At 60.4% G+C, this 19,033-nt stretch carries 28 protein-coding genes; 14 read left to right on the top strand and 14 right to left on the bottom strand.

Annotation, left to right across the window (positions count from 1 at the left end; all coding sequences use genetic code 11):
- Positions 1–18: 18 nt before the first annotated feature.
- Complete coding sequence (locus RE418_RS11585; RefSeq protein WP_043138456.1) at positions 19–471, bottom strand: GNAT family N-acetyltransferase; 453 nt, start codon at positions 469–471, stop codon at positions 19–21.
- Between the two features lie 98 nt (positions 472–569).
- On the opposite strand from RE418_RS11585, the gene RE418_RS11580 reads away from it, so the two are divergent.
- Complete coding sequence (locus RE418_RS11580; protein WP_043138344.1) at positions 570–1,304, top strand: bifunctional 2-polyprenyl-6-hydroxyphenol methylase/3-demethylubiquinol 3-O-methyltransferase UbiG; 735 nt, start codon at positions 570–572, stop codon at positions 1,302–1,304.
- Between the two features lie 59 nt (positions 1,305–1,363).
- Here RE418_RS11580 and RE418_RS11575 read toward each other — a convergent pair whose 3' ends face one another.
- On the bottom strand, positions 1,364–1,864 hold the full coding sequence (locus tag RE418_RS11575) for a GNAT family N-acetyltransferase (RefSeq protein WP_025303970.1): 501 nt from the start codon (positions 1,862–1,864) through the stop codon (positions 1,364–1,366).
- Between the two features lie 85 nt (positions 1,865–1,949).
- Between RE418_RS11575 and RE418_RS11570 the strand changes: the two genes are divergently transcribed.
- Positions 1,950–2,876 carry a LysR substrate-binding domain-containing protein gene (locus tag RE418_RS11570; RefSeq protein ID WP_043138348.1) on the top strand — a complete coding sequence of 309 codons (927 nt, stop codon included), beginning with the start codon at positions 1,950–1,952 and terminating at the stop codon, positions 2,874–2,876.
- Here the strand turns inward: RE418_RS11570 and RE418_RS11565 are convergent.
- Complete coding sequence (locus RE418_RS11565) at positions 2,871–3,386, bottom strand: DUF1543 domain-containing protein (RefSeq protein WP_043138351.1); 516 nt, start codon at positions 3,384–3,386, stop codon at positions 2,871–2,873. The two genes, RE418_RS11570 and RE418_RS11565, sit on opposite strands and share 6 nt — an antisense overlap.
- 120 nt (positions 3,387–3,506) lie before the next feature.
- Between RE418_RS11565 and RE418_RS11560 the strand changes: the two genes are divergently transcribed.
- Positions 3,507–3,689, top strand: a complete 183-nt coding sequence (locus RE418_RS11560) for a YodC family protein (RefSeq protein WP_025303973.1) — start codon at positions 3,507–3,509, stop codon at positions 3,687–3,689.
- Between the two features lie 32 nt (positions 3,690–3,721).
- Here the strand turns inward: RE418_RS11560 and RE418_RS11555 are convergent, their stop codons facing one another.
- Both RE418_RS11555 and RE418_RS11550 read right to left on the bottom strand, forming a co-directional pair.
- Complete coding sequence (locus RE418_RS11555) at positions 3,722–4,000, bottom strand: GNAT family N-acetyltransferase (protein ID WP_025303974.1); 279 nt, start codon at positions 3,998–4,000, stop codon at positions 3,722–3,724.
- 1 nt (position 4,001) lies between these two features.
- Positions 4,002–4,232 (bottom strand): (4Fe-4S)-binding protein, encoded by a 231-nt coding sequence (locus RE418_RS11550; protein ID WP_025303975.1) that lies wholly within the window; start codon positions 4,230–4,232, stop codon positions 4,002–4,004.
- Positions 4,233–4,424: 192 nt separating this feature from the next.
- Here RE418_RS11550 and RE418_RS11545 point away from each other — a divergent pair, with 192 nt between their 5' ends.
- On the top strand, positions 4,425–4,838 hold the full coding sequence (locus RE418_RS11545) for a DoxX family protein (protein WP_016929826.1): 414 nt from the start codon (positions 4,425–4,427) through the stop codon (positions 4,836–4,838).
- Between the two features lie 50 nt (positions 4,839–4,888).
- On the opposite strand, the gene smrA is transcribed toward RE418_RS11545, so the two are convergent.
- Positions 4,889–5,461: a DNA endonuclease SmrA gene (smrA, locus tag RE418_RS11540; protein WP_043138356.1), complete on the bottom strand. Its 573-nt coding sequence runs from the start codon at positions 5,459–5,461 to the stop codon at positions 4,889–4,891.
- Between the two features lie 184 nt (positions 5,462–5,645).
- Between smrA and RE418_RS11535 the strand changes: the two genes are divergently transcribed.
- Together RE418_RS11535 and RE418_RS11530 are read left to right on the top strand one after the other, a co-directional pair.
- Positions 5,646–5,981 (top strand): MbeD/MobD family mobilization/exclusion protein, encoded by a 336-nt coding sequence (locus tag RE418_RS11535; protein WP_004928976.1) that lies wholly within the window; start codon positions 5,646–5,648, stop codon positions 5,979–5,981.
- Between the two features lie 67 nt (positions 5,982–6,048).
- Complete coding sequence (locus tag RE418_RS11530; protein WP_399676214.1) at positions 6,049–6,495, top strand: DUF1198 family protein; 447 nt, start codon at positions 6,049–6,051, stop codon at positions 6,493–6,495.
- Positions 6,496–6,521: 26 nt separating this feature from the next.
- Here RE418_RS11530 and RE418_RS11525 read toward each other — a convergent pair whose 3' ends face one another.
- The 3 genes from RE418_RS11525 to RE418_RS11515 form a co-directional block, all read right to left on the bottom strand.
- A complete protein-coding gene (locus RE418_RS11525; RefSeq protein ID WP_025303979.1) occupies positions 6,522–6,860 on the bottom strand; it encodes a DUF2002 family protein in 339 nt (112 codons plus the stop codon).
- Positions 6,861–6,962: 102 nt separating this feature from the next.
- Positions 6,963–8,135 (bottom strand): MFS transporter, encoded by a 1,173-nt coding sequence (locus RE418_RS11520; protein ID WP_043138362.1) that lies wholly within the window; start codon positions 8,133–8,135, stop codon positions 6,963–6,965.
- A 90-nt stretch (positions 8,136–8,225) separates the two neighbouring features.
- A complete protein-coding gene (locus RE418_RS11515; protein ID WP_043138365.1) occupies positions 8,226–9,131 on the bottom strand; it encodes a LysR family transcriptional regulator in 906 nt (301 codons plus the stop codon).
- Positions 9,132–9,236: 105 nt separating this feature from the next.
- Between RE418_RS11515 and RE418_RS11510 the strand changes: the two genes are divergently transcribed.
- Positions 9,237–10,619, top strand: a complete 1,383-nt coding sequence (locus RE418_RS11510; protein ID WP_089181227.1) for an MFS transporter — start codon at positions 9,237–9,239, stop codon at positions 10,617–10,619.
- Positions 10,616–10,996 (top strand): DUF4440 domain-containing protein, encoded by a 381-nt coding sequence (locus tag RE418_RS11505; RefSeq protein WP_043138374.1) that lies wholly within the window; start codon positions 10,616–10,618, stop codon positions 10,994–10,996. Before RE418_RS11510 ends, RE418_RS11505 begins: the two co-directional genes overlap by 4 nt.
- 195 nt (positions 10,997–11,191) lie before the next feature.
- Here RE418_RS11505 and asr read toward each other — a convergent pair whose 3' ends face one another.
- Complete coding sequence (asr, locus tag RE418_RS11500; RefSeq protein WP_004928953.1) at positions 11,192–11,542, bottom strand: acid resistance repetitive basic protein Asr; 351 nt, start codon at positions 11,540–11,542, stop codon at positions 11,192–11,194.
- A 229-nt stretch (positions 11,543–11,771) separates the two neighbouring features.
- Here asr and RE418_RS11495 point away from each other — a divergent pair, with 229 nt between their 5' ends.
- Positions 11,772–12,080, top strand: a complete 309-nt coding sequence (locus tag RE418_RS11495; protein ID WP_004928950.1) for a YqjD family protein — start codon at positions 11,772–11,774, stop codon at positions 12,078–12,080.
- A gap of 67 nt (positions 12,081–12,147) precedes the next feature.
- On the opposite strand, the gene RE418_RS11490 is transcribed toward RE418_RS11495, so the two are convergent.
- Entirely contained in the window at positions 12,148–13,572 is a 1,425-nt protein-coding gene (locus RE418_RS11490; RefSeq protein WP_043138379.1) for a PLP-dependent aminotransferase family protein, read from the bottom strand.
- Between the two features lie 95 nt (positions 13,573–13,667).
- On the opposite strand from RE418_RS11490, the gene RE418_RS11485 reads away from it, so the two are divergent.
- From RE418_RS11485 to nrdF, 5 genes are all read left to right on the top strand, one after another.
- The gene (locus tag RE418_RS11485; protein ID WP_025303985.1) at positions 13,668–14,099 is read left to right on the top strand and encodes a carboxymuconolactone decarboxylase family protein; all 432 of its coding nucleotides are present in this window, start codon (positions 13,668–13,670) and stop codon (positions 14,097–14,099) included.
- A gap of 272 nt (positions 14,100–14,371) precedes the next feature.
- Positions 14,372–14,602 carry a glutaredoxin-like protein NrdH gene (gene nrdH / locus RE418_RS11480; RefSeq protein WP_004928934.1) on the top strand — a complete coding sequence of 77 codons (231 nt, stop codon included), beginning with the start codon at positions 14,372–14,374 and terminating at the stop codon, positions 14,600–14,602.
- A 9-nt stretch (positions 14,603–14,611) separates the two neighbouring features.
- On the top strand, positions 14,612–15,016 hold the full coding sequence (nrdI, locus tag RE418_RS11475) for a class Ib ribonucleoside-diphosphate reductase assembly flavoprotein NrdI (protein WP_004928930.1): 405 nt from the start codon (positions 14,612–14,614) through the stop codon (positions 15,014–15,016).
- The gene (gene nrdE / locus RE418_RS11470) at positions 14,998–17,142 is read left to right on the top strand and encodes a class 1b ribonucleoside-diphosphate reductase subunit alpha (RefSeq protein WP_071845116.1); all 2,145 of its coding nucleotides are present in this window, start codon (positions 14,998–15,000) and stop codon (positions 17,140–17,142) included. The genes nrdI and nrdE overlap by 19 nt, the downstream gene beginning before the upstream one ends.
- Before the next feature lie 8 nt (positions 17,143–17,150).
- Positions 17,151–18,122, top strand: coding sequence for a class 1b ribonucleoside-diphosphate reductase subunit beta (nrdF, locus tag RE418_RS11465; protein ID WP_033639549.1), 972 nt, complete (start codon positions 17,151–17,153; stop codon positions 18,120–18,122).
- 43 nt (positions 18,123–18,165) lie between these two features.
- On the opposite strand, the gene RE418_RS11460 is transcribed toward nrdF, so the two are convergent.
- From RE418_RS11460 to RE418_RS11450, 3 genes are all read right to left on the bottom strand, one after another.
- Positions 18,166–18,453, bottom strand: coding sequence for a type II toxin-antitoxin system RelE/ParE family toxin (locus tag RE418_RS11460; RefSeq protein WP_043138388.1), 288 nt, complete (start codon positions 18,451–18,453; stop codon positions 18,166–18,168).
- On the bottom strand, positions 18,453–18,740 hold the full coding sequence (locus RE418_RS11455; protein WP_038872812.1) for a CopG family ribbon-helix-helix protein: 288 nt from the start codon (positions 18,738–18,740) through the stop codon (positions 18,453–18,455). Before RE418_RS11455 ends, RE418_RS11460 begins: the two co-directional genes overlap by 1 nt.
- A gap of 77 nt (positions 18,741–18,817) precedes the next feature.
- Positions 18,818–19,012 (bottom strand): DUF1289 domain-containing protein, encoded by a 195-nt coding sequence (locus tag RE418_RS11450; RefSeq protein WP_043138399.1) that lies wholly within the window; start codon positions 19,010–19,012, stop codon positions 18,818–18,820.
- Positions 19,013–19,033 lie beyond the last annotated feature (21 nt).

The following is a 19,033-nucleotide window of genomic DNA, read 5'->3' as shown; positions in this document are numbered from 1 at the left end:
CGCCCCCGGCGAGGGCGATCACAGCGCCCGTGAATAGACCCGTGAGGCTTCGCCCCAGGGGTGATACCCGAGCCCGTTATAAACGAAGCCGCTGCGTTCGTAATACCCTTCCAGATCGGTGCACAGGTGCAGCTGCGGGAAGCCCAGCCGGCGGGTTTCCGCAGCTACATGCTCAATCAGTTTGGCGCCGTAGCCCCTGCCGCGCTGCGTCTCTTCTACGTAGAGCGCACACAGCCAGGGATACAACTCCCCACGGCTGATAAAGTCGTTGGTGATGAGCCCCGCACAGCCGAGGATCTGGTCATTTTCCATCAGCAGGTACCACTGCGGCAGCGGGTTGGCGGCGCCGAGGCTGCGGTTGATGGCGTCTTCATACATCATCAGCGTCTCTGCCGTGGCCCAGTGCCGCTGAAAATACGCAATGGCGCGCGGCGCCAGCTCGGGCGCTTGCCGCACCGAAATCATGTCCATCGTCATTCCCGTTATTCATGTTGTCAGCGTAGAATTATGCAGCAATATGCACGGTATGGCAGCGGCATTCCGCCGCCGTCATTCACTAAGGAGTCATCATGACGCAAAACATCTATGACAATCAGGCCTTCTTCGACGGCTATGCGCAGCTCAGCCGCTCGCAGCACGGCCTGGACGGCGCGCCGGAATGGCCCGCCATCCGCCGCATCCTGCCGGATTTGCAGGGCAAAAGCGTGGTCGATCTCGGCTGCGGCTACGGCTGGTTTTGCCGCAGCGCGCGCGAACAGGGCGCAGCCAGCGTGCTGGGGCTGGACGTTTCGGAAAAAATGCTGGCCAAGGCGCGGGAGATGACCGCCGACGCGGGTATCGAGTACCGTCGGCAGGATTTGGCGCAGCTGCAGCTGCCGCCGGAAAGTTACGATCTGGTCTACAGCTCGCTGACGCTGCACTACCTCGAGGATTTGCCCGCGCTGTTCGCCACGGTTTACGCCGCGCTGAAACCCGGCGGGCAGTTCATCTTCACCGCCGAGCACCCGATCTACACCGCCCCGGCGCAGCAGGGCTGGCTGACCGACGGCAACGGGCAGAAATCCTGGCCGCTCAACGGTTACCAGCGAGAAGGCCAGCGCGTTTCCAACTGGCTGGCGGAAGGCGTCATCAAGCAGCACCGCACGCTTGGCGGCTATATCAACCCGCTGGCGCAGCAAGGGTTTATCATCCAGCATTTGAACGAATGGGGCCCCAGCGCGCAGCAAATCGCCGCTAATCCGGCGCTGGGCGAAGAGCAGGAGCGCCCGATGATCTTCATTCTCGCCGCCCGCAAACCCGCCTGATTGATCCGCAGTAAACCGTTCACATCACCACAGTTGGGGAGGCCGCCTCCCCCCAACGGCTATTGTGCCGGCAACGCCGCCCCGTGCGCCGCGAAGTGCGTCAGCGCCTCGCCTTCCATACGATAGCGCACCCACTCGCCCTGCGGCTGCGCGCCGATGCTGAGGTAGAAATCGATGGCCGGTTGGTTCCAGTCCAGCACGCTCCACTCCAGGCGACCGCACTGCCGTTCGCACGCCAGCTGGGCGATGTGTCGCAGCAGCTTTTTACCGGCGCCCGCGCCGCGATGCTTCGGCGCCACGTACAGGTCTTCCAGATAGATGCCATTTTTACCCAGCCAGGTGGAGTAACTCATAAAGAACACCGCATAACCCGCCGGCTCGCCGTTCACCGTACAAATCAGCGCTTCGGAACAGGCGCCCGGCCCAAACAGGCTGCGTTCGATGTCTTCCACGCTGGCCAGCACCTGCTCGCGCGCCTTTTCGTACACTGCCAGCTCGATAATCATATCCAGAATCAGTTTGGCGTCGCTTTTTTGCGCCGGATAAATCTCAATGGTCATGGCAAATCCTGAGTGTGTTAATGACTGTGCTTGCCAGCATATCGCGCCTCCAATACTGTATGAACTGCATTTTCATCAACAGGTAATGAATATCATGCATCTGGATTTGAAACGCCTCGATCTCAACCTGCTGCTGGTGTTCGAAGCGGTCTATCGGCTGCGATCGGTGACGCGCGCCGCAGCAGAGCTGGCCCTCAGTGCGTCGGCGTTGAGCCACGCGCTGATCCGGCTGCGCAAGGCGCTGGCAGACGAGCTGTTCTACCGGGTCGGCAACGACATGCACCCGACGGTGTATGCCGACAGCCTGGCCCCGACCGTCAGCGAAAGTCTGGCGCTGCTGGCCAAAGGGCTGCATCCGCGCCCGCGCTTCGTCCCCGCCGAAAGCCGGGAGAGCTTCACCTTCGCCATTACCGATTACACCGCTTTCGCGGTGTTTCCCGCACTGATGGCGCAGATGCAGCGCCTGGCACCGGGGTTATCGTTTCAGCTGCGCTATTCCGAGCGCAAGGTGGCGCTGAACGATCTGCTGGCGGGGCGCATCGACTTCGCGCTGGGCTTTACCGAAACCGATGGCGAAAGCTACCCGGAGATCGACGAGGTGAGCTGGCTAGAGGATGAGTATGTGGCGATCTGTTCGCCCGCGTTCAGCGCGAAATACGGCGAGCTGACGCTGGAAAACTACCTGCAGGCGCGTCATCTGGTGGTGACGCCGTGGAACGAACAGCGTGGCGTCATTGACTACCAGCTCGACAAACTGGGGCTGCAGCGCGATATCGCCATCCGCACGCCTTCGCTGCTGGGCGCGCCGTTCATCGTCGCCGACAGCGAACTGGTGATGAGCATGCCGCGTTACGCCGCGCAAAAATTGCGGCAGGCGGCGGCGCTGGATATCCATCCCCTGCCGTTTCCGGTGCCGCCGTATCAGATCAAAATCTACCTGCACCGCAAGAACGGCCGGCCGGAGGCCTGCCGCTGGTTGCGGCAACAGCTGCAGGCGCTGGCGGCGTTATAACGCGGGTTCGCCGATTGGCAGATACCCCTGCCACAGCGGCCGGGCCGGTTTGCCGTGCGGGTTGGCCCGCAGATGCACGTGGTAGCCCTGCAGCGCGTGCAGCAGCAGGCAGTCGTCCACCTCGGCCAGGTCATCCTTGTGCTGCTGCGCACTGTCCGTTAGCAGCACCCGTTTGGCTTTCTCCTTCGCCTCGTCGGCGGAACGCGCCACAAACAGGCCGAACTGGTGCAGTTCCGCCAGCTGATCGCTGCGGTAGCCGCCTACGTTGACGAAAAACAGCCTCTCTTCACCGGCGAACGGCGCAGGCTCCAGGCTCACGTCGTAACCGTCCGCCCAGTCGATGCGCGCATAGCCGTCGACATGCACCTTGCGCTTATCGCCGAACCACTTTTCACGCAGCAGCGGATACGCCTCTTCCGGCCGATCCGCCGCCGCGAACTGCACGTCGTGCAACTCAATATTGGCGCCCGGCGCCGTACCGCCCACATAAAACATCAATAATCCCGGCATGTTAGTCTGCTCTCCTTAGTGATAATCGCTGTATAAATCAATACATAACGAAACTCCTGCCAACGGCGGCGGCATTCTGTGTTATCAATAGATGAGGTTTAATCTGTTGTGGAGGAACGCATGGCATTCAATATCGGTGATTTTGTACAACGCACCACCGGCGGCCCAAAGATGACCGTGGTAGCGATCGACGGCGAAACCCTGGTTTGCAGCTGGAATGAACTGGGTAAAGAGCAGCGCACGGAAGTGCAGGCCAGCGACGTGGCGCTGTACCACGAAGACGGCGATTTCGGCGTCTGCTGAATGACCGGGGCGCGCCGCGCCCCGTTATCGCCTCAGGCGCGAATGTCCTGATAGGCTGGGGTGGTATCGAACTCATGCTTGGCGAACGGGCATAGCGGAATGATTTTACGCTGCTCCGCGCGCATTTTCTCCACCACCAACGCCACCAGCTTTTTGCCGACGCCCTGCCCCTTCAATGACTCATCCACCCAGGTGTGATCGATTATGGTCAGCTTGTCGCCGCTCGGCACGAAAGAGATCTCGGCGATCAGCTTGCCCTGCTCATCATTGATATAAAAACGCTTCTCGTCTGCCAGTATTTTATGATCCATATTATTTCTCCCTATATTTCAGTGCGCCGCTGGGGCAGGTGTCGATAACGCGTTTCACCTCGGCCGGCTCGGCATTGTCCGGCATAATCCACGGGCGGCGGTTCAAGGTGAATATAGCCGCGTTGCCGCGCACGCAGTTGGCGGAATGGCGGCATATCGCGCTGTTAAAATAAACGTCAATCTTGTCGCCGGAATAACGACGGTAACCGGCGGCGGTCAATTCCTCATCCATCTTGGCCTCACATTGCCTGTTTTATTGTTTTTGCTCCAGGCTCAAGTATAGGCAATGCCGTCGGCTTCACCACGCGTCTCACCCAACGAAAAAAGTGGCGCAACCGCCCGTCGCCGCTAGAAAAAAACGTAAATTGTTCTAATCTTTATTCAGTAAGACAACATAATTCCGACAGTGGCTAAGGAGTTCGAAATGGGTGATAGCTCAAAAGACGGCGTAATTCTGCTGTCCCGTATTCTACTGATGGTTCTGTTTATCATTTTCGGCTGGATGAAACTGGTCAACTTCGGTGCAACCGTCACGGCGATGGAAGGCTATGGCACGCCGATGCCTTATTTGGCGGCGATCGTTGCCGTGGTGGTGGAGTTTATTTTCGGCATCGCGCTTATTCTCGGTCTGTTTACTCGCCCTATCGCGGTCATTTTCGCCCTGTACGTGTTGGGCACCGCGTTTATCGGCCATCCGTTCTGGAAAATGACCGGCATGGAAATGATGGGCAATGAAATCAACTTCTTTAAAAACATCAGCATCATTGGCGGCTTGCTGTTGCTGGCGGTAACCGGCGCCGGCCGTTATTCGCTGGACTATAAAATATTTAATAAATAATTCATCGATGGCCGGCGATATTCGCCGGCCATTTTATTTCGGCTATCCTTTCAACGGCTGCGCTTGGCGTGGCGCTCAAAGTTTTCTGCCTTGGCCTGCGCTGATTTACGCAGCGTGACATAGCAGGCACCCTCGCCGCCGTCGCGCGGTAAGGCGCGGCAAAACGCCTGTACCTGTTCAAACTGTGCCAGCCACTTGGCGAGGTAACTGCGCACGATATTCGGATGGCTTTCGTTCTGCCGCCCGCGGCCGTGCACGATCAGCAGCGAACGCAGGTTTTGCGCCTCCGCCTGCACGATGAAACGAAACAGCGCCTGCCGGCTGGCCTCGACCGACTGGCGCAGCAGGTTCAGCGACGCCTGCGGCGGGTAACGGCCGTTGCGCAGCTTGTCCAGCACGCCCTGCTGAATGCCTTCCCCTTTGAACTCCAGCGGCTGTTCACAGGGGATCACCTCGAGAAAATCGGTGCTGAGGAAGTTTTCCTGCATCAGCCGCTGCGCTTCGCGCCGCGCGCTTTTGTCCACCGCCTCCTGCGGCTTGAGGTACAGCGTCTGCCGTCCACTCTCCAGCGGCACCACGTCCGCCATCGCCTGTTCAAAAAAGTCTTTTTCCTGCTCGCTCATGTTCCACCTCTCTTGAACGGCAGCCTTTACGGCCGGGAATGGGGTCGATTGTAAGACGCCTTGGCGCGGTTGCAAGCCGGGAATTGTCAGAGGCATTTGTCTCATTTGTCGTCAACGGGTGAGCTTGCGAACAGTTTTCGCTATACTGCTAAGCCATCATTGAGTGCCGCAAAGGATCGAGCCCATGACAATGCGCGAGCTGGAAATCCAGTTTCAAAATGCGATGAATGAGTTGCAGAGCAGCTTCGAACGGCAACACCGCGAATGGCAGCAGAGCTACCAGGCGCTGCAGCAACTGCTGGAAGAAGCCAAACAGCGCGAAGCCGCGCTGCGGGCGCAGAATGAACAACTGGCGCGCAAACTGAGCACCGCCAGTTCGGTGCCGGAACAGCATGCACTGGTCAAGCAGATCAAAATGCTCGGCGCCCATCTGGACGCGCTGGCCAAAGACGCGGCCACCTTCAATCACCACCTGCGCCAACAGAGCGCGGTCGGTAATTTCAGCGGCGAACAGCATTGATAGCGGGCGCTGTCGCACAGCGCCTCCCGCCCCTCTTCTGGCGTATTGAGAGTGTAATAAAGCCTAAATGACCTGGATCATCCTCGCCGCCCTGATCGTCGTATTCATTATCGGTTACCGCATCTTGACGTCCGACACCCGCAAAGCCATCGATTCGCTGGCCCATCTGCTGAGGGTCAAGCCGATGCTGATCGAATCGATGATCCAGGAAATGGGCGGCCGCCAAAGCCAGACCTTTATCCGCATGCTGAACAACGGCTACACCGAAGAGATGCACCAGGCGGCTTATCTGCTGTTCATCTACCTGACGTTTATCAAACAGGCGGACGACGAGCAGATTGCCCTGTGGCGTGACGTGCTGCTGCGCGCCGGGCTGTCACCGGAGCTACACGCCGAGCACACCGAAGCGGCGCTGTTTTACTTCACCGAGCTGGATATTGATGCGTTTGAACTGGCGCAATTCCGCCGCGCCTACAACGAGCGTTTCAACCGCGAAGCGTTGGCCCACGGCTGATAGCGTCCCCCGGGTCGGGGGACCGATTACAGGAACATGCTGTAAAGGTAGCGCGAAAGCGCTTCGCGCGAGCTGAAGCCGTGTGCGATGCCGTAGCGCTGGTTCGGGGTGTCGCTGCTTAAATCCAGGGGAAACTCCAGATACTGCTCGCTGAAGCGCACCGGGGAGGTCGGCGTGGCGAAATGCACGCTTCTCTCTTTCAGCGCCGGGTGGATCACCAACGCGGTTCTGCCCATCCGCGCTTCGCGATTCACATACACGTAGTGTGCGCCCTTGCGGTAACCATAGGCCTGATCGGTGACATAATCACGCTCAAAGCCGGTATTCTCCAACACTTTAGCCACTTCATCCGGCCGTAAATACATCGATTCCTCCTCTCATTCTGGACCGCTGAGCGACCTTACCGTAATCATTCACCGAAACAATGATTTTCTGGGAAGGAATCCGGGTTTCGGACTATTCCTGAATCAGGCCCGGCTGCGTTGCAGCAGGCGCAGGGTGAGCAACACCCCGAGCGCCACCAGCAGCGCCGCCGCCAGATAGATCGACGGCACGCCCGTCTGCCCGATCAATAGCCCGGCCAGCGGGCCGGTGATGCCCAGCGCCAGGTCGAGGAACGCCGAATAGGTGCCGAGCGCCGTGCCCTGGTTCTGCGGCGGCACCTGTTTCACCGCCTCGACGCCCAGCGCCGGGAACACCAGCGAGAAACCGGCGCCGGCCAGCAACGCGCCGGTTTGCACCATCCAGGGATCGCCGGCCTGCCAAATCAACAGCAGCCCGACGATCTCGACCAGAAACGACGCCAGCGTCACCTTCAACCCGCCGTGGCGGTTAATGACGTTGCTGAAGATCAGGCGAATGCCGACGAAGGCGCAGCTGAACAGCGTCAGCGAAAACGCCGCGCCGCTCCAGCCTTTGTCGGCATAGTAAAGTGTGATGAACGTGGCGATCACGCCGAAACCGACGGTGCCCATCGCCAGACCGAGACCATAGGCCCAGATGCGGCCGAACACCGCGCTAAAGGCGATGCGCTGCCCGGCGGCGATCGAGACGTCCGGCTTGCCGCTCGCCAACAGCAGCGCCACCGCAACCGCCAGCACGATCAGCGCCGCCACCCCGGCCAATCCCCACTGCTGATTCAGGTACACGCCAAGCGGCGCCCCGGCCGCCATCGCCCCGTAGGTGGCAACGCCGTTCCAGGAAATCACCCGCGCGGTGTGCATCGCCCCGACCCGGCCGATGCCCCATAGCGTGGAACCGGTGCTGGCGAAGCTTTCGCCGACGCCGAGAAACACCCGCCCCACGCACAGCAACAGCAGGCTGAGCCACGGGTAACCGTCAACGCCGAACGCCAGCGCGTAAAACAGGCCGCTGGCACCGCAGCAGGCCAGGCCGAACAGCACCACCTTCTTCGGCCCCAGCTGATCGGCGTAACGCCCGGCGTGCGGGCGGCTGAACAGCGTGGCGAAGTATTGCGCGCTGATGATAAGGCCCGCCAACACCGAGTTGTAGCCCAGGTGGTCATGCACAAATCCCGGCAACACCGCCAGCGGCAGGCCGATGGTCAGGTAGCAGACGAAGGTGAACATCACCACGGACAAAATACGTCGGTTCAGCTGGAGGTTATTTTCTGCGGTCATCGAAGGTGGCTCGCATCGGACGGGGTAGACGAAGCCCTCCAGCATACCCCGATGAGATTTGATGATAAATGAGAGAGTTATAACGAATTATTATTTCGCTAACGATTTTGCCGCCACCCGCGCGCGCAGAAAATCGATAAACGCCCGCACCTTCTCCGGCACGTGACGGGTATTCGGGTAGAGCGCATAGATGCTCTGCTCAGGGAAACGGTGCTCCGGCAGTAACCGCTGCAGCCTGCCGGCATCGATGTCGGGCTGCGCCAGCCACGCCGGCAGCAGCGCCACCCCGGCGCCATGCAGGGCGAACGCCAACAATGCCGCAGCGCTGTCGCCGGTAAGCGTGGCGGCGTCCGCAACCTTGAACAGCACCGCTTCGCGCTGCGGCGTGACCACCTGCCAGCTGAGCGGCGAACTGAGCCGGCTGTGGGCGATCCACTGCGCCTGCGCCAGATCCGTCAGCGAATGAATCGGCCGGTCGGCCAGATAACCCGGCGACGCCACCGGAAAGATGGCAAAGCTGTCGATCAGCGCCGCGCGGTGGCTGGAATCCGCCAGCTGGCCCAGACGGATCGCCACGTCGAAGCGCTCAGAGATCAGATCGGCATGATAAGAAGAAGAGACATGCTGGATGCGCAGCCGCGGATGCTGTCGCGAAAATGCCGCCAGCGCCGGCACCACCACCTGGGCGCCGTACTCCGGCGTGCTGGTGATACGCAGCACGCCGCTCAGCCCGTGATGATCGCGACGCACGTCGTCCAGCACATTTTCCGCCTCCTGCAGCAGCTGCAGGCTGCGCTGGTAGAAGCGTTCGCCGGCATCGGTCAGCGACAGCCGCCGGGTGCTGCGCGCCAGCAGTGACACCCCCAGCTCGTTCTCCAGCTGCTTGACGTTAAAGCTCACCACCGCCTTGGTTTGTCCCAGCGCCGCCGCCGCCGCGGTAAAGCTGCCCGCTTCCACCACTGCCGCAAAGATCGCCAGACGCTGCAAATTCAGCATTTCGTCGCCCTTATTGTCAAAATAATTTTGACAGTGTAATCGCCCGCCGCCGATTTATCCGCACTTTTCCCCCCGATACACTGCTCGCCTTCAACCGGAGGCACCATGTCTTATCGCAGCAAAGTGGCAATCGTCTATCTGCTCGGCTTTTTCGTCGATCTGATCAATATGTTTATCGCCAACGTCGCCTACCCCGCCATCGGCCAGGCGATGCGGGCGTCGGTCAGCCAACTGGCGTGGGTCAGCAACGGCTATATTCTCGGCCTGACGCTGGTGATCCCGCTCAGCGCCTGGCTGGCGCAGCGCATCGGCGGACGGAGGGTGTTTCTGCTGTCGCTGGCGTTGTTCATGCTGGCCACCCTCGGCGCGGGCAACGCCGACAGCATCGGCGCGCTGATCGGCTGGCGCACCCTGCAGGGCATGGGCGGCGGCTTGCTGATCCCCATCGGCCAAACGCTGACCTATCAGCTGTACCGCAGCCATGAACGCGCCGGGCTGTCGGCCGCCATCATGTTGGTGGGGCTGCTGGCACCGGCGCTGTCACCGGCGCTGGGCGGCTGGCTCGTCGATCGGTTGGACTGGCGCTGGGTGTTTTTCGCCAACCTGCCGCTGGCGGCCCTGGCACTGGCGCTGGCGGCGCTGTGGCTGCGTGCGGAAACGCCGACGGCGGCGCGCAAACCGCTCGACGCGACAGGATTACTGAGCGCCTGCGCGGCGCTGACGCTGCTGCTGTTCGGCCTGACCCGGCTGAGCGAAGCCGGCCATCAAGCTTCCGGCGCGGCGCTGCTGGCCACCGGTCTGCTGGTGCTGGCCTATTATCTGCGCCATAGCCTGCGTACCCCGCAGCCGCTGCTGAACCTGCGGCTGGTCGCCGATCCGCTGCTGCGCAACGCCATGGCGGTTTATTTGTGCATTCCCGGCCTGTTCATCGGCGTCAGCCTGGTGGCGATGCTGTATTTGCAAAACCAGCTGGGGATGCCCGCCGCACAGGTCGGCGGCCTGATGCTGCCCTGGGCGCTGGCGTCGTTCCTGGCCATCACGCTGACCGGCAAAAGCTTTAACCGCCTCGGCCCGCGGCCGCTGCTGATCGCCGGCTGTCTGTTGCAAGGCGCCGGCATGCTGACGCTGGCGCAGATCGACCTGGCCGGGCAGCACGCGTTGCAGATCGCCGCCTTCGCCCTGATGGGGTTTGGCGGCAGCCTGTGCAGCAGCACCGCACAGAGCAGCGCGTTCCTGCAGATCCCCGACGGCCAATTGGCGGACGCCAGCGCGCTGTGGAACATCAACCGCCAGCTCAGTTTTTGCCTCGGCGTGGCGCTGCTCAGCCTGCTGCTGAATCTGCTGCTGGCCGTGTTGCCGCCCGCGGCGGCCTACCGAACCTGCTTCATTCTGGCGGGCGCCAGCGTATTTATCCCGCTGTTGCTGTGCCTGCGCCTCGCCAACCGCGCCATCGTGCGCCAACTCAACGCTCAACAGGATGCTTTATGAACCCGTATTTTACCGAAGTGATCGACGCCCACATCGCCATTGAACGCTGGCTGGGCAAAGGCGCCGGAGAAGAGCAAGCGCTGCTGGCGCGCTTTACGCCGGAATTCAGCATGATCGCGCTGAACGGCGCGCCGCTGGATTTCACCGCGCTGTGCGCTTTTTTCCGCGCGCATCGCGCCGCCAAACCGGGATTGGAAATCGAGATAGAAGAGATGAAGCTGGTGGCCGAATGGCCGACGGGCGCGGTAGTCAGCTACCGGGAAAAACAGAGTCTGCCGGGACAAAGCGCCACGCTGCGCTACTCCACGGTGGTGTTTGAACGCCTGCCCGACGCGCTCGGCTGGCGGCATTTGCACGAAACTGCCGCAGCGCAATGATCACAGGAAGCTGCCGGCCAAAAACAATTCCCAACCGACGATCACCCCACACAGGGTTACCGCGCTGAAAATGACTTCAAACAGATAGCGATGGATCATCGTTCGTCGCCTCAAAAGAAGACACCCGGAAGAACCGGGTGTCTGGAATACGGGCTGGAGAGTGCGGAACCTTCCGGTTCCGCAACCATCAATTAATTAAGCTTTTTTACCGGCTTTTTTGTGGTGTTTTTTAGCGGCCTGAGCTTTCTGCACTGGCGCTTTTTTGTGGTGTTTTTTAGCAGCCTGGGCTTTCTGAGCTGGCGCTTTTTTGTGGTGCTTTTTAGCGGCCTGAGCTTTCTGGGCTGGCGCTTTTTTGTGGTGCTTAGCTTTCTTGTGATGCGTTGCTTTAGCTGGCGCTTTTTCAGCAGCAGCCGCTGGCGCAGCGGTAGTGGTGGTCGCAGCTGGCGCGGTGGTGGTAGCCGGAGCAGTAGCTGCGGTATCAGCAGCGAAAGCAACAGAAGACAGACCCATAGTGGCAGCAACGATCAGCGCTAATACTTTTTTCATCTTTAAATCCTCAGAGTGTTGTTTCGGTAAGCCCCGGTGGAGCCGTTGAAACAGATACTAGTGGAATCAAACCGCCGCTTCCGTGAGTGATTGGTTTCGCCGAGTAACCAAATGTACAAAGCCCACGCGCCGGCAAACACCTGCGTGACGGCGGTTTTTTTCCGTGATCGGCCACACAATTCTCGGCATGGTCTACACTTAAAAGACATGTGTCGAAATGGAGAGCTGAATGTTTAAGAAAGCGGAAAGAACAGAACGCGATATCGATCAGGACGTCACTCTGTTGGCCGATACGCTGGATGAAGTGTTGCGCGAGTCCGGTGACAAGACCAAAGAGGAACTGAAAGAGCTGCACAGCAAGGCGAAAGGCGTGCTGCGCGACGCTCGGGCGCGATTCAACGGCTCCACCAGTCTGACACAGCATGCGCGCGACGCCGTCGATCAAGCCGACAGCTATGTGCGTGACAAACCTTGGCAGGGCGTAGGGATCGGTGCCGCCGTCGGCATCGTGCTCGGCGTGCTGCTGGCCCGGCGTTAACACCCCTGCAGTCATAAAGATAAAACAGATGTGCGTCTGGCCCGCGGAAATCGCGGGCCGTTTAATTTTAGCGAAACAGCTGCGCCAGCCCCTGTACCGCCCGCTCCGCCTCCTCTCGCCGGCTGAAATTGGCGAACCCCAGCAGTAACCCTTGCCCCACCGGATGGTCGATTCGCCAGTCCGACAACGCCTGCACCGCCAGCCCCTGCTGCCAGGCTTGCGCCGCCAACGGCGCATCCGCCAAGCCGTCGCGCAGCCGGGCCAACAGCTGAATGCCGCCCTGTTGCGGCACCGTCGTCAGCCACGCCCCCAGCTGCCGCTCCAACGCCTGCGTCAGCCACTCGCGCCGCTGGCGGTACAACGGCCGCATGCGTTTCAGGTGGCGATAGAAATGCCCTTGCCGGATAAAATCCGCCACGCCGGCCTGCAGCAGCGGCGGGCAACCGCAGCCACGCAGCCGGCTGCTGCGCGCGAATGTTTCCGTCAGACCGACGGGCACCACCAGATAAGCCATGCGCAGCGCCGGGAACAGCGTTTTGCTGAAGGTGCCGGCGTACAGCACCCGACCCTGAACATCGAGGCTTTTCAGCGGCGGCAGCGGCCGCCCGTGATAGCGAAACTCGCTGTCGTAGTCATCCTCGAGGATCCAGGCCCCGCGCTGCTGCGCCCAGTCGAGCAGCGCCATGCGCCGCGCCAGGCTGAGCGAGATGCCGAGCGGGCTTTGATGGGTCGGCGTCACCACCGCCAGCCGCGCCTCAGGCGCCGTCAGAATACCGGCGGCCACGTCCATGCCCTGTTCATCCACCGGCACGGCGACCGGCCTGACGCCGGCGGCCTGCAGCAGCGGACGCGTGACCGGATAGCCGGGATCTTCGATCCATACCGCGTCGCCGGCATGTAACAGCGTCTCCGCCACCCAGTCCAACAACGCCGGATAACCGGCACAGAGGAAAATTTGCTCCGGCCGACAGCTGATGCCGCGCGACAAATGCAGGTAATGGGCGATCGCCTCACGCAGTTCAGGCAGGCCGCCGGCCGGCGGCAGCGCCAGAGAAGCCACCGTGGAACCGCGCAGCTGGCGGGCGACAATGCGCTGCCACAGCGCCCGTGGAAACGCGTCCAGCGCCGGTACCCCCAGCTGGAAAGGCTGCAGCATGCCTTGCGGCTGCAGCGGATCGGGCGCCATTGCCGCCAGCGGTGGCGCAGCGGGGACCGCGCCCGGCGGCATGTGTGGCAGCTGCGGCGAGACATAGGTGCCCGCCTGCCCGCGGCTCTGCAAGAAACCTTCGGCAATAAGTTGCGCGTAGGCGCTTTCCACCGTAGCGCGCGCCACGCCCAGATCGCTCGCCAACCCGCGCACTGAGGGCAACCGGCCGCCTGCCGCCAGGCTGCCCTGGGTAATGGCGTCTTTAATCCGCTGGTAAATCTGCCGGTACAGCGGCTCGGCGAGCCGGCTGTCCAGCCGCAGCGAGGTCAGGAAAGTTGGCATTATGGCCCGGTTAAATAATCATTTTATGGCCCTATAGCATAGACCATAAGGCCGCTAAAGTAGCGCCATGATTTCGTTACTACCGATTGAGGTTGACCATGATTAAGCAACGTTTGAACTATGCCGAGCTGGCGCCCGCCCCGTACAAAAATATGGTGGGCGCGCTGATGGCGCTGGAGAAAGGCGCCCTGGACAAGGCGACCATCGAGTTGATGTTTATGCGCGTTTCGCAGATCAACGGCTGCGCCTACTGCCTGGACATGCACGGCAAAGCGCTGCGTGAAAGCGGCTTCAGCCATGCCAAGCTGGATACGCTGGCGGGCTGGCGCGTCAGCCATGAATTCAGCGAGCGCGAGCGCGTCGCGCTGGAATGGGCCGAGTCAGTGACGCTGATCGCCGCCACCGGCGCGCCGGACAGCGCTTTCGAGGCGCTGAAAGCGCACTTCAGCGATACCGAGATCGCCGATCTGACTTTCGCCATCAGCATCATGAACGCCTTTAATCGTCTGGCCGTCAGCATGCGTCAGTAATGCGCTCGACTCCCCCTCTTCACTGAGAGGGGGAATTTCTCACCCGCAAAAAATTTTTCCCTCGCCTTTTCCAGCCCCAGCGCGGCCTGCGCACCCAACCCCACAAAACACCATATATAGCGTGGTTGATAAAACAAACATCTACATATAGTATTTTATGAGTCAACCGCAGGGAATGTCGTTCGGTTGATAACGCCGTCAGAAACGCCAGGAACGATGCTCCGTTATCTGACTTGCCCGCCTTTCCTTCAGCCTAAAGGTAAATGCGAATCATGAGCATTATTATTTACAGTAAGCCGGACTGTGTCCAGTGCAACGCCACTTATCGCGCATTTGATAAACAGGGGATTGATTATCAGGTGATCGACCTCACCCAGGATCAGCAGGCGCTGAACCACGTTAAATCCTTAGGTTATCAGCAGGTTCCGGTGATTATCGCCGGTGACGACCACTGGTCCGGTTTCCGGCCGGACAAAATCGGCGCGCTGGCGCTCACCTGCTGAGGCTCGACGATGAATCCGCTGGTCTATTTCTCCAGCAGTTCGGAGAACACCCATCGGTTCGTTGAGAAACTGGGCCTGCCGGCGATCCGCATTCCGATCGCCGGCGCCCGCAGCAAATTGCTGATGGAACAACCCTATATCTTGATCGTACCCAGCTATGGCGGCGGCAGCGCCGTCGGCGCGGTGCCGATCCAGGTGATCCGCTTTCTCAACGTTCCGCAAAACCGTTCATACCTGCGCGGCGTCATCGCCGCTGGGAACACCAACTTCGGCGCAGCGTACGGCATCGCCGGCGACATCATCGCCAAAAAATGCCAGGTGCCTTTTTTGTACCGCTTCGAGCTGCTCGGCACGACGCAAGACGTTGAAAACGTTAGACAGGGAGTAACCGCATTTTGGCAACGACAGAACTGACCAGGCCCGAGACGGGCGCGCTGGATTACCATTCGCTCAACGCGATGCTCAATCTTTACGATGCGGAAGGCCGGATCCAGTTCGATAAAGATCGGCTGGCGGCGCGGCACTACTTCCTGCAGCACGTCAACCAAAACACCGTGTTCTTCCATAACCTGGAGGAAAAGCTGCGCTATCTGGTGGAGGAAGGCTACTACGAGCCGCAGGTGCTGGCGCAGTACGAATTCCCGTTTATCAAGCAGCTGTTCCAGCAGGCCTACGCCAAGAAATTCCGCTTCGAGACCTTCCTCGGCGCCTTCAAGTACTACACCAGCTATACGCTCAAAACCTTCGACGGCAAGCGCTATCTGGAACGCTACGAAGACCGGGTGTGCATGGTGGCGCTGACGCTGGCGGCGGGCGACACCGCCCTGGCGCAGGATCTGGTGGAGGAGATGATTTCGGGCCGCTTCCAGCCGGCCACGCCGACCTTCCTCAACTGCGGCAAACGCCAGCGCGGTGAGCTGGTCTCCTGCTTCCTGCTGCGCATCGAAGACAATATGGAATCGATCGGCCGGGCGGTGAACTCCGCGCTGCAGCTGTCGAAACGCGGCGGCGGCGTGGCCTTCATGCTGAGCAATATTCGCGAAGTGGGCGCGCCGATCAAACGCATCGAGAACCAGTCCTCCGGCGTCATTCCGATCATGAAAATGCTCGAAGACGCCTTCTCCTACGCCAACCAGCTCGGCGCGCGCCAGGGGGCCGGCGCGGTGTATCTCAACGCCCACCACCCGGATATCCTGCGTTTTCTCGACACCAAGCGGGAAAACGCCGACGAGAAGATCCGCATCAAGACGCTGTCGCTGGGGGTAGTGATCCCGGATATTACCTTCGAGCTGGCGAAGAACAACGAAGAGATGTACCTGTTCTCGCCCTACGACGTCGAACGGGTGTATGGCACGCCGCTGTCTGAAATCAGCGTCAGTGAAAAATACCGCGAGATGGTGGACGACAAGCGTATCCGCAAGTCGCGCATCAACGCGCGCGAGTTCTTCCAGGTGCTGGCGGAGATCCAGTTCGAATCCGGTTACCCCTACGTGATGTTCGAGGACACGGTCAACCGGGAGAACCCGATCGCCGGGCGCATCAACATGAGCAACCTGTGTTCGGAGATCCTGCAGGTCAACCGCGCCAGCACCTATCACGAAGATCTGAGCTACGATCGCATCGGCAAGGACATCTCCTGCAACCTCGGCTCGCTGAATATCGCCAAAACCATGGACGCGCCGGACTTCGGCAAGGCGATCGAGACCGCGATCCGCGCGCTGACCGCGGTGGCCGACATGAGCGATATCCGCTCGGTGCCGTCGATCGCCGAGGGCAACCGCAGCGCCCGCGCCATCGGCCTGGGCCAGATGAATCTGCACGGTTACCTGGCGCGCGAGCGCATTTTCTACGGCTCGGAAGAAGGCATCGACTTCACCAACCTCTATTTCTATACCGTGGCCTATCACGCCATCCGCGCCTCGAACCGGCTGGCGATAGAACGTGGCGGCGCGTTCGACGGCTTTGAGCACTCGCGCTATGCCAGCGGCGAGTACTTCGACAAGTACACCGAGCGCGACTGGCTGCCGCAGACTGAGCGGGTGCGCGAGCTGTTCGCCGCCGCCGGCATCGCCATTCCGGGCCGCGACGAGTGGCGCGCGCTGCGCCAGTCGGTGATGATGCACGGGCTGTACAATCAGAACCTACAGGCGGTGCCGCCGACCGGTTCCATCTCGTACATCAACAACGCCACCTCCAGCATCCATCCGATCGTCTCGCGTATCGAGATCCGTAAGGAAGGCAAGATCGGCCGCGTTTACTACCCGGCGCCGTACATGACCAACGACAACCTGGCGTATTACCAGGATGCCTACGAGATTGGCCCGGAAAAAATCATCGATACCTATGCCGCCGCAACGCAGCACGTCGATCAGGGGCTGTCGCTGACGTTGTTCTTCCGCGATACCGCCACCACCCGCGACATCAACCGCGCGCAGATCTACGCCTGGCGCAAAGGCATCAAGACCATTTACTACATCCGCCTGCGCCAGATGGCGCTGGAAGGCACCGAGGTGCAGGGCTGCGTGTCCTGCGCGCTGTGAGGCAATTTATGACGACCGTAACATCGGCGCCGCTGGTGCGCGCCATCAACTGGAACATTATCGAAGACGACAAGGATCTGGAGGTATGGAACCGCCTGACCTCCAACTTCTGGCTGCCAGAGAAGGTGCCGCTGTCCAACGATATCCCGTCCTGGGCCACGCTGACGCCGAAGGAGCAGCAGCTAACCATTCGGGTGTTTACCGGGCTGACGCTGCTGGACACCATCCAGAACACCGTCGGCGCGCCGGCCCTGATCGCCGATGCGCTGACGCCGCACGAAGAGGCGGTGTACTCCAACATCAGCTTTATGGAGGCGGTGCACGCCCGCTCTTACAGCTCAATCTTCTCTACCCTGTGTCAAACGCCGGACGTGGATGACGCCTATCGCTGGAGCGAGGAAAACCGCGCGCTGCAGAAGAAAGCCGGCATCATTCTGGCGCACTACCGCAGCGACGATCCGCTGCTGAAAAAGGTCGCCAGCGTGTTCCTCGAGTCGTTCCTGTTCTATTCGGGCTTTTACCTGCCGATGTACTGGTCCAGCCGCGCCAAGCTGACCAACACCGCCGATCTGATCCGCCTGATCATTCGCGACGAGGCGGTGCACGGCTACTATATCGGCTATAAGTTCCAGAAAGGGCTGGAGAAAGTGGACGCCGCACGGCGCCAACAGGTGAAAAATTTCGCCTTCGATCTGATGCAGGACCTGTACGACAACGAGGTGCGCTACACCGAGGAACTGTACGACGGCGTCGGCTGGACGGAAGACGTGAAGACCTTCCTGCACTACAACGCCAATAAGGCGCTGATGAACCTGGGGTATGAAGCGCTGTTCCCACCGGCGATGGCGGAGGTCAACCCGGCGATCCTGTCGGCGCTGTCGCCAAACGCCGACGAAAACCACGACTTCTTCTCCGGGTCAGGGTCGTCCTACGTCATCGGCAAGGCGGTCAACACCGAGGATGAGGACTGGGACTTCTGAGAACATGACAGCGATACCGGTCTTTCAGGCCGGTATCGTGCATTCAATACCCTTGTTCTTTCTGACTACGGATCGCCAGAACAAACGCCGTATCGATATCAGGGATATATTTGTAGAGCGCCAAATAACCGCGAACTTGCTGCCCAATAATCAATTCACGCAGCCCTGAGCCAAGGGCTCGTCCGATCAATGGATTATGTTCCAATACCGCAATCGCCTGGATGATTTCCTGAATGCGCCGCCCTGGATCCACGGCACCATACTGAGCCAAATGAGCGAGAATACGTTCGATATCATCCCTGACCTCTGGCGCCAACTCGACGTTTGCCATCAGCGCCCCAATTTTTTTACCGGAGGTTTAACAGCGTCAGTGTTACCGGCTGCGTAATTTTCCAAATAACCGCGCATCTCTTTCCAAGAGACCGTCTCTCCCGTCGCAATTATCTTGGCATAGCGTTTTTCCGCTTCATTCTCAAAGTCGCGGCGCAACTCTTCTTGCTGCGTTTTCTCCGCTATTGCCTGCAAAATAAAGCTGTGAGACGTCACGCCAGCCTGCTCGGCGACGGCAGCGACTCGGGCTTTAAGCTCATCTGGAATACGGATGGTCGTCGTCGACATAATCGCTCCCAACGTCGGTCAATCACATGTAGCTCAATTGTGCTACATGAAGTCTGACAGCGCAATAATGCAGAGGATTATTTCACCGATTGACGCAGCTCAAGCTGCCGCCAAATAGCGAGTTTCTCCGCGTCGCTGGCGGTCGGCCAGGCGGCGATTTCCGCCCGCGTGCGCCGGCATCCCCGGCACTGCTGGGTTTCGTCGTCGATGCGACACAGGCTGACGCAGGGCGACCTGACGCCGGGATGAAACTGCTGATTGTCGCCCGTCATACGCTGCCCTTGATGTGATGA

The organism is Serratia sp. szju, from assembly GCF_044594185.1.
Classification (GTDB): domain Bacteria; phylum Pseudomonadota; class Gammaproteobacteria; order Enterobacterales; family Enterobacteriaceae; genus Serratia; species Serratia bockelmannii.
This window is presented reverse-complemented; position numbering and strand designations above follow the sequence as displayed.

What these genes read in the sequence shown, in the direction of transcription:
- asr (WP_004928953.1), bottom strand. Translation starts at nt 11,542, where the DNA reads ATGAAAAAAGTATTAGCGCTGATCGTTGCTGCCACTATGGGTCTGTCT.
- RE418_RS11515 (WP_043138365.1), bottom strand. Translation starts at nt 9,131, where the DNA reads ATGCTGAATTTGCAGCGTCTGGCGATCTTTGCGGCAGTGGTGGAAGCG.
- RE418_RS11585 (WP_043138456.1), bottom strand. Translation starts at nt 471, where the DNA reads ATGGACATGATTTCGGTGCGGCAAGCGCCCGAGCTGGCGCCGCGCGCC.
- RE418_RS11560 (WP_025303973.1), top strand. Translation starts at nt 3,507, where the DNA reads ATGGCATTCAATATCGGTGATTTTGTACAACGCACCACCGGCGGCCCA.
- RE418_RS11525 (WP_025303979.1), bottom strand. Translation starts at nt 6,860, where the DNA reads ATGTATTTACGGCCGGATGAAGTGGCTAAAGTGTTGGAGAATACCGGC.
- RE418_RS11505 (WP_043138374.1), top strand. Translation starts at nt 10,616, where the DNA reads ATGAACCCGTATTTTACCGAAGTGATCGACGCCCACATCGCCATTGAA.
- nrdH (WP_004928934.1), top strand. Translation starts at nt 14,372, where the DNA reads ATGAGCATTATTATTTACAGTAAGCCGGACTGTGTCCAGTGCAACGCC.
- nrdF (WP_033639549.1), top strand. Translation starts at nt 17,151, where the DNA reads ATGACGACCGTAACATCGGCGCCGCTGGTGCGCGCCATCAACTGGAAC.
- RE418_RS11530 (WP_399676214.1), top strand. Translation starts at nt 6,049, where the DNA reads ATGACCTGGATCATCCTCGCCGCCCTGATCGTCGTATTCATTATCGGT.
- RE418_RS11565 (WP_043138351.1), bottom strand. Translation starts at nt 3,386, where the DNA reads ATGCCGGGATTATTGATGTTTTATGTGGGCGGTACGGCGCCGGGCGCC.
- RE418_RS11550 (WP_025303975.1), bottom strand. Translation starts at nt 4,232, where the DNA reads ATGGATGAGGAATTGACCGCCGCCGGTTACCGTCGTTATTCCGGCGAC.
- RE418_RS11545 (WP_016929826.1), top strand. Translation starts at nt 4,425, where the DNA reads ATGGGTGATAGCTCAAAAGACGGCGTAATTCTGCTGTCCCGTATTCTA.
- RE418_RS11495 (WP_004928950.1), top strand. Translation starts at nt 11,772, where the DNA reads ATGTTTAAGAAAGCGGAAAGAACAGAACGCGATATCGATCAGGACGTC.
- RE418_RS11575 (WP_025303970.1), bottom strand. Translation starts at nt 1,864, where the DNA reads ATGACCATTGAGATTTATCCGGCGCAAAAAAGCGACGCCAAACTGATT.
- RE418_RS11460 (WP_043138388.1), bottom strand. Translation starts at nt 18,453, where the DNA reads ATGGCAAACGTCGAGTTGGCGCCAGAGGTCAGGGATGATATCGAACGT.
- RE418_RS11520 (WP_043138362.1), bottom strand. Translation starts at nt 8,135, where the DNA reads ATGACCGCAGAAAATAACCTCCAGCTGAACCGACGTATTTTGTCCGTG.
- RE418_RS11455 (WP_038872812.1), bottom strand. Translation starts at nt 18,740, where the DNA reads ATGTCGACGACGACCATCCGTATTCCAGATGAGCTTAAAGCCCGAGTC.
- RE418_RS11485 (WP_025303985.1), top strand. Translation starts at nt 13,668, where the DNA reads ATGATTAAGCAACGTTTGAACTATGCCGAGCTGGCGCCCGCCCCGTAC.
- RE418_RS11570 (WP_043138348.1), top strand. Translation starts at nt 1,950, where the DNA reads ATGAATATCATGCATCTGGATTTGAAACGCCTCGATCTCAACCTGCTG.
- nrdI (WP_004928930.1), top strand. Translation starts at nt 14,612, where the DNA reads ATGAATCCGCTGGTCTATTTCTCCAGCAGTTCGGAGAACACCCATCGG.
- RE418_RS11510 (WP_089181227.1), top strand. Translation starts at nt 9,237, where the DNA reads ATGTCTTATCGCAGCAAAGTGGCAATCGTCTATCTGCTCGGCTTTTTC.
- RE418_RS11535 (WP_004928976.1), top strand. Translation starts at nt 5,646, where the DNA reads ATGACAATGCGCGAGCTGGAAATCCAGTTTCAAAATGCGATGAATGAG.
- RE418_RS11555 (WP_025303974.1), bottom strand. Translation starts at nt 4,000, where the DNA reads ATGGATCATAAAATACTGGCAGACGAGAAGCGTTTTTATATCAATGAT.
- RE418_RS11580 (WP_043138344.1), top strand. Translation starts at nt 570, where the DNA reads ATGACGCAAAACATCTATGACAATCAGGCCTTCTTCGACGGCTATGCG.
- smrA (WP_043138356.1), bottom strand. Translation starts at nt 5,461, where the DNA reads ATGAGCGAGCAGGAAAAAGACTTTTTTGAACAGGCGATGGCGGACGTG.
- RE418_RS11450 (WP_043138399.1), bottom strand. Translation starts at nt 19,012, where the DNA reads ATGACGGGCGACAATCAGCAGTTTCATCCCGGCGTCAGGTCGCCCTGC.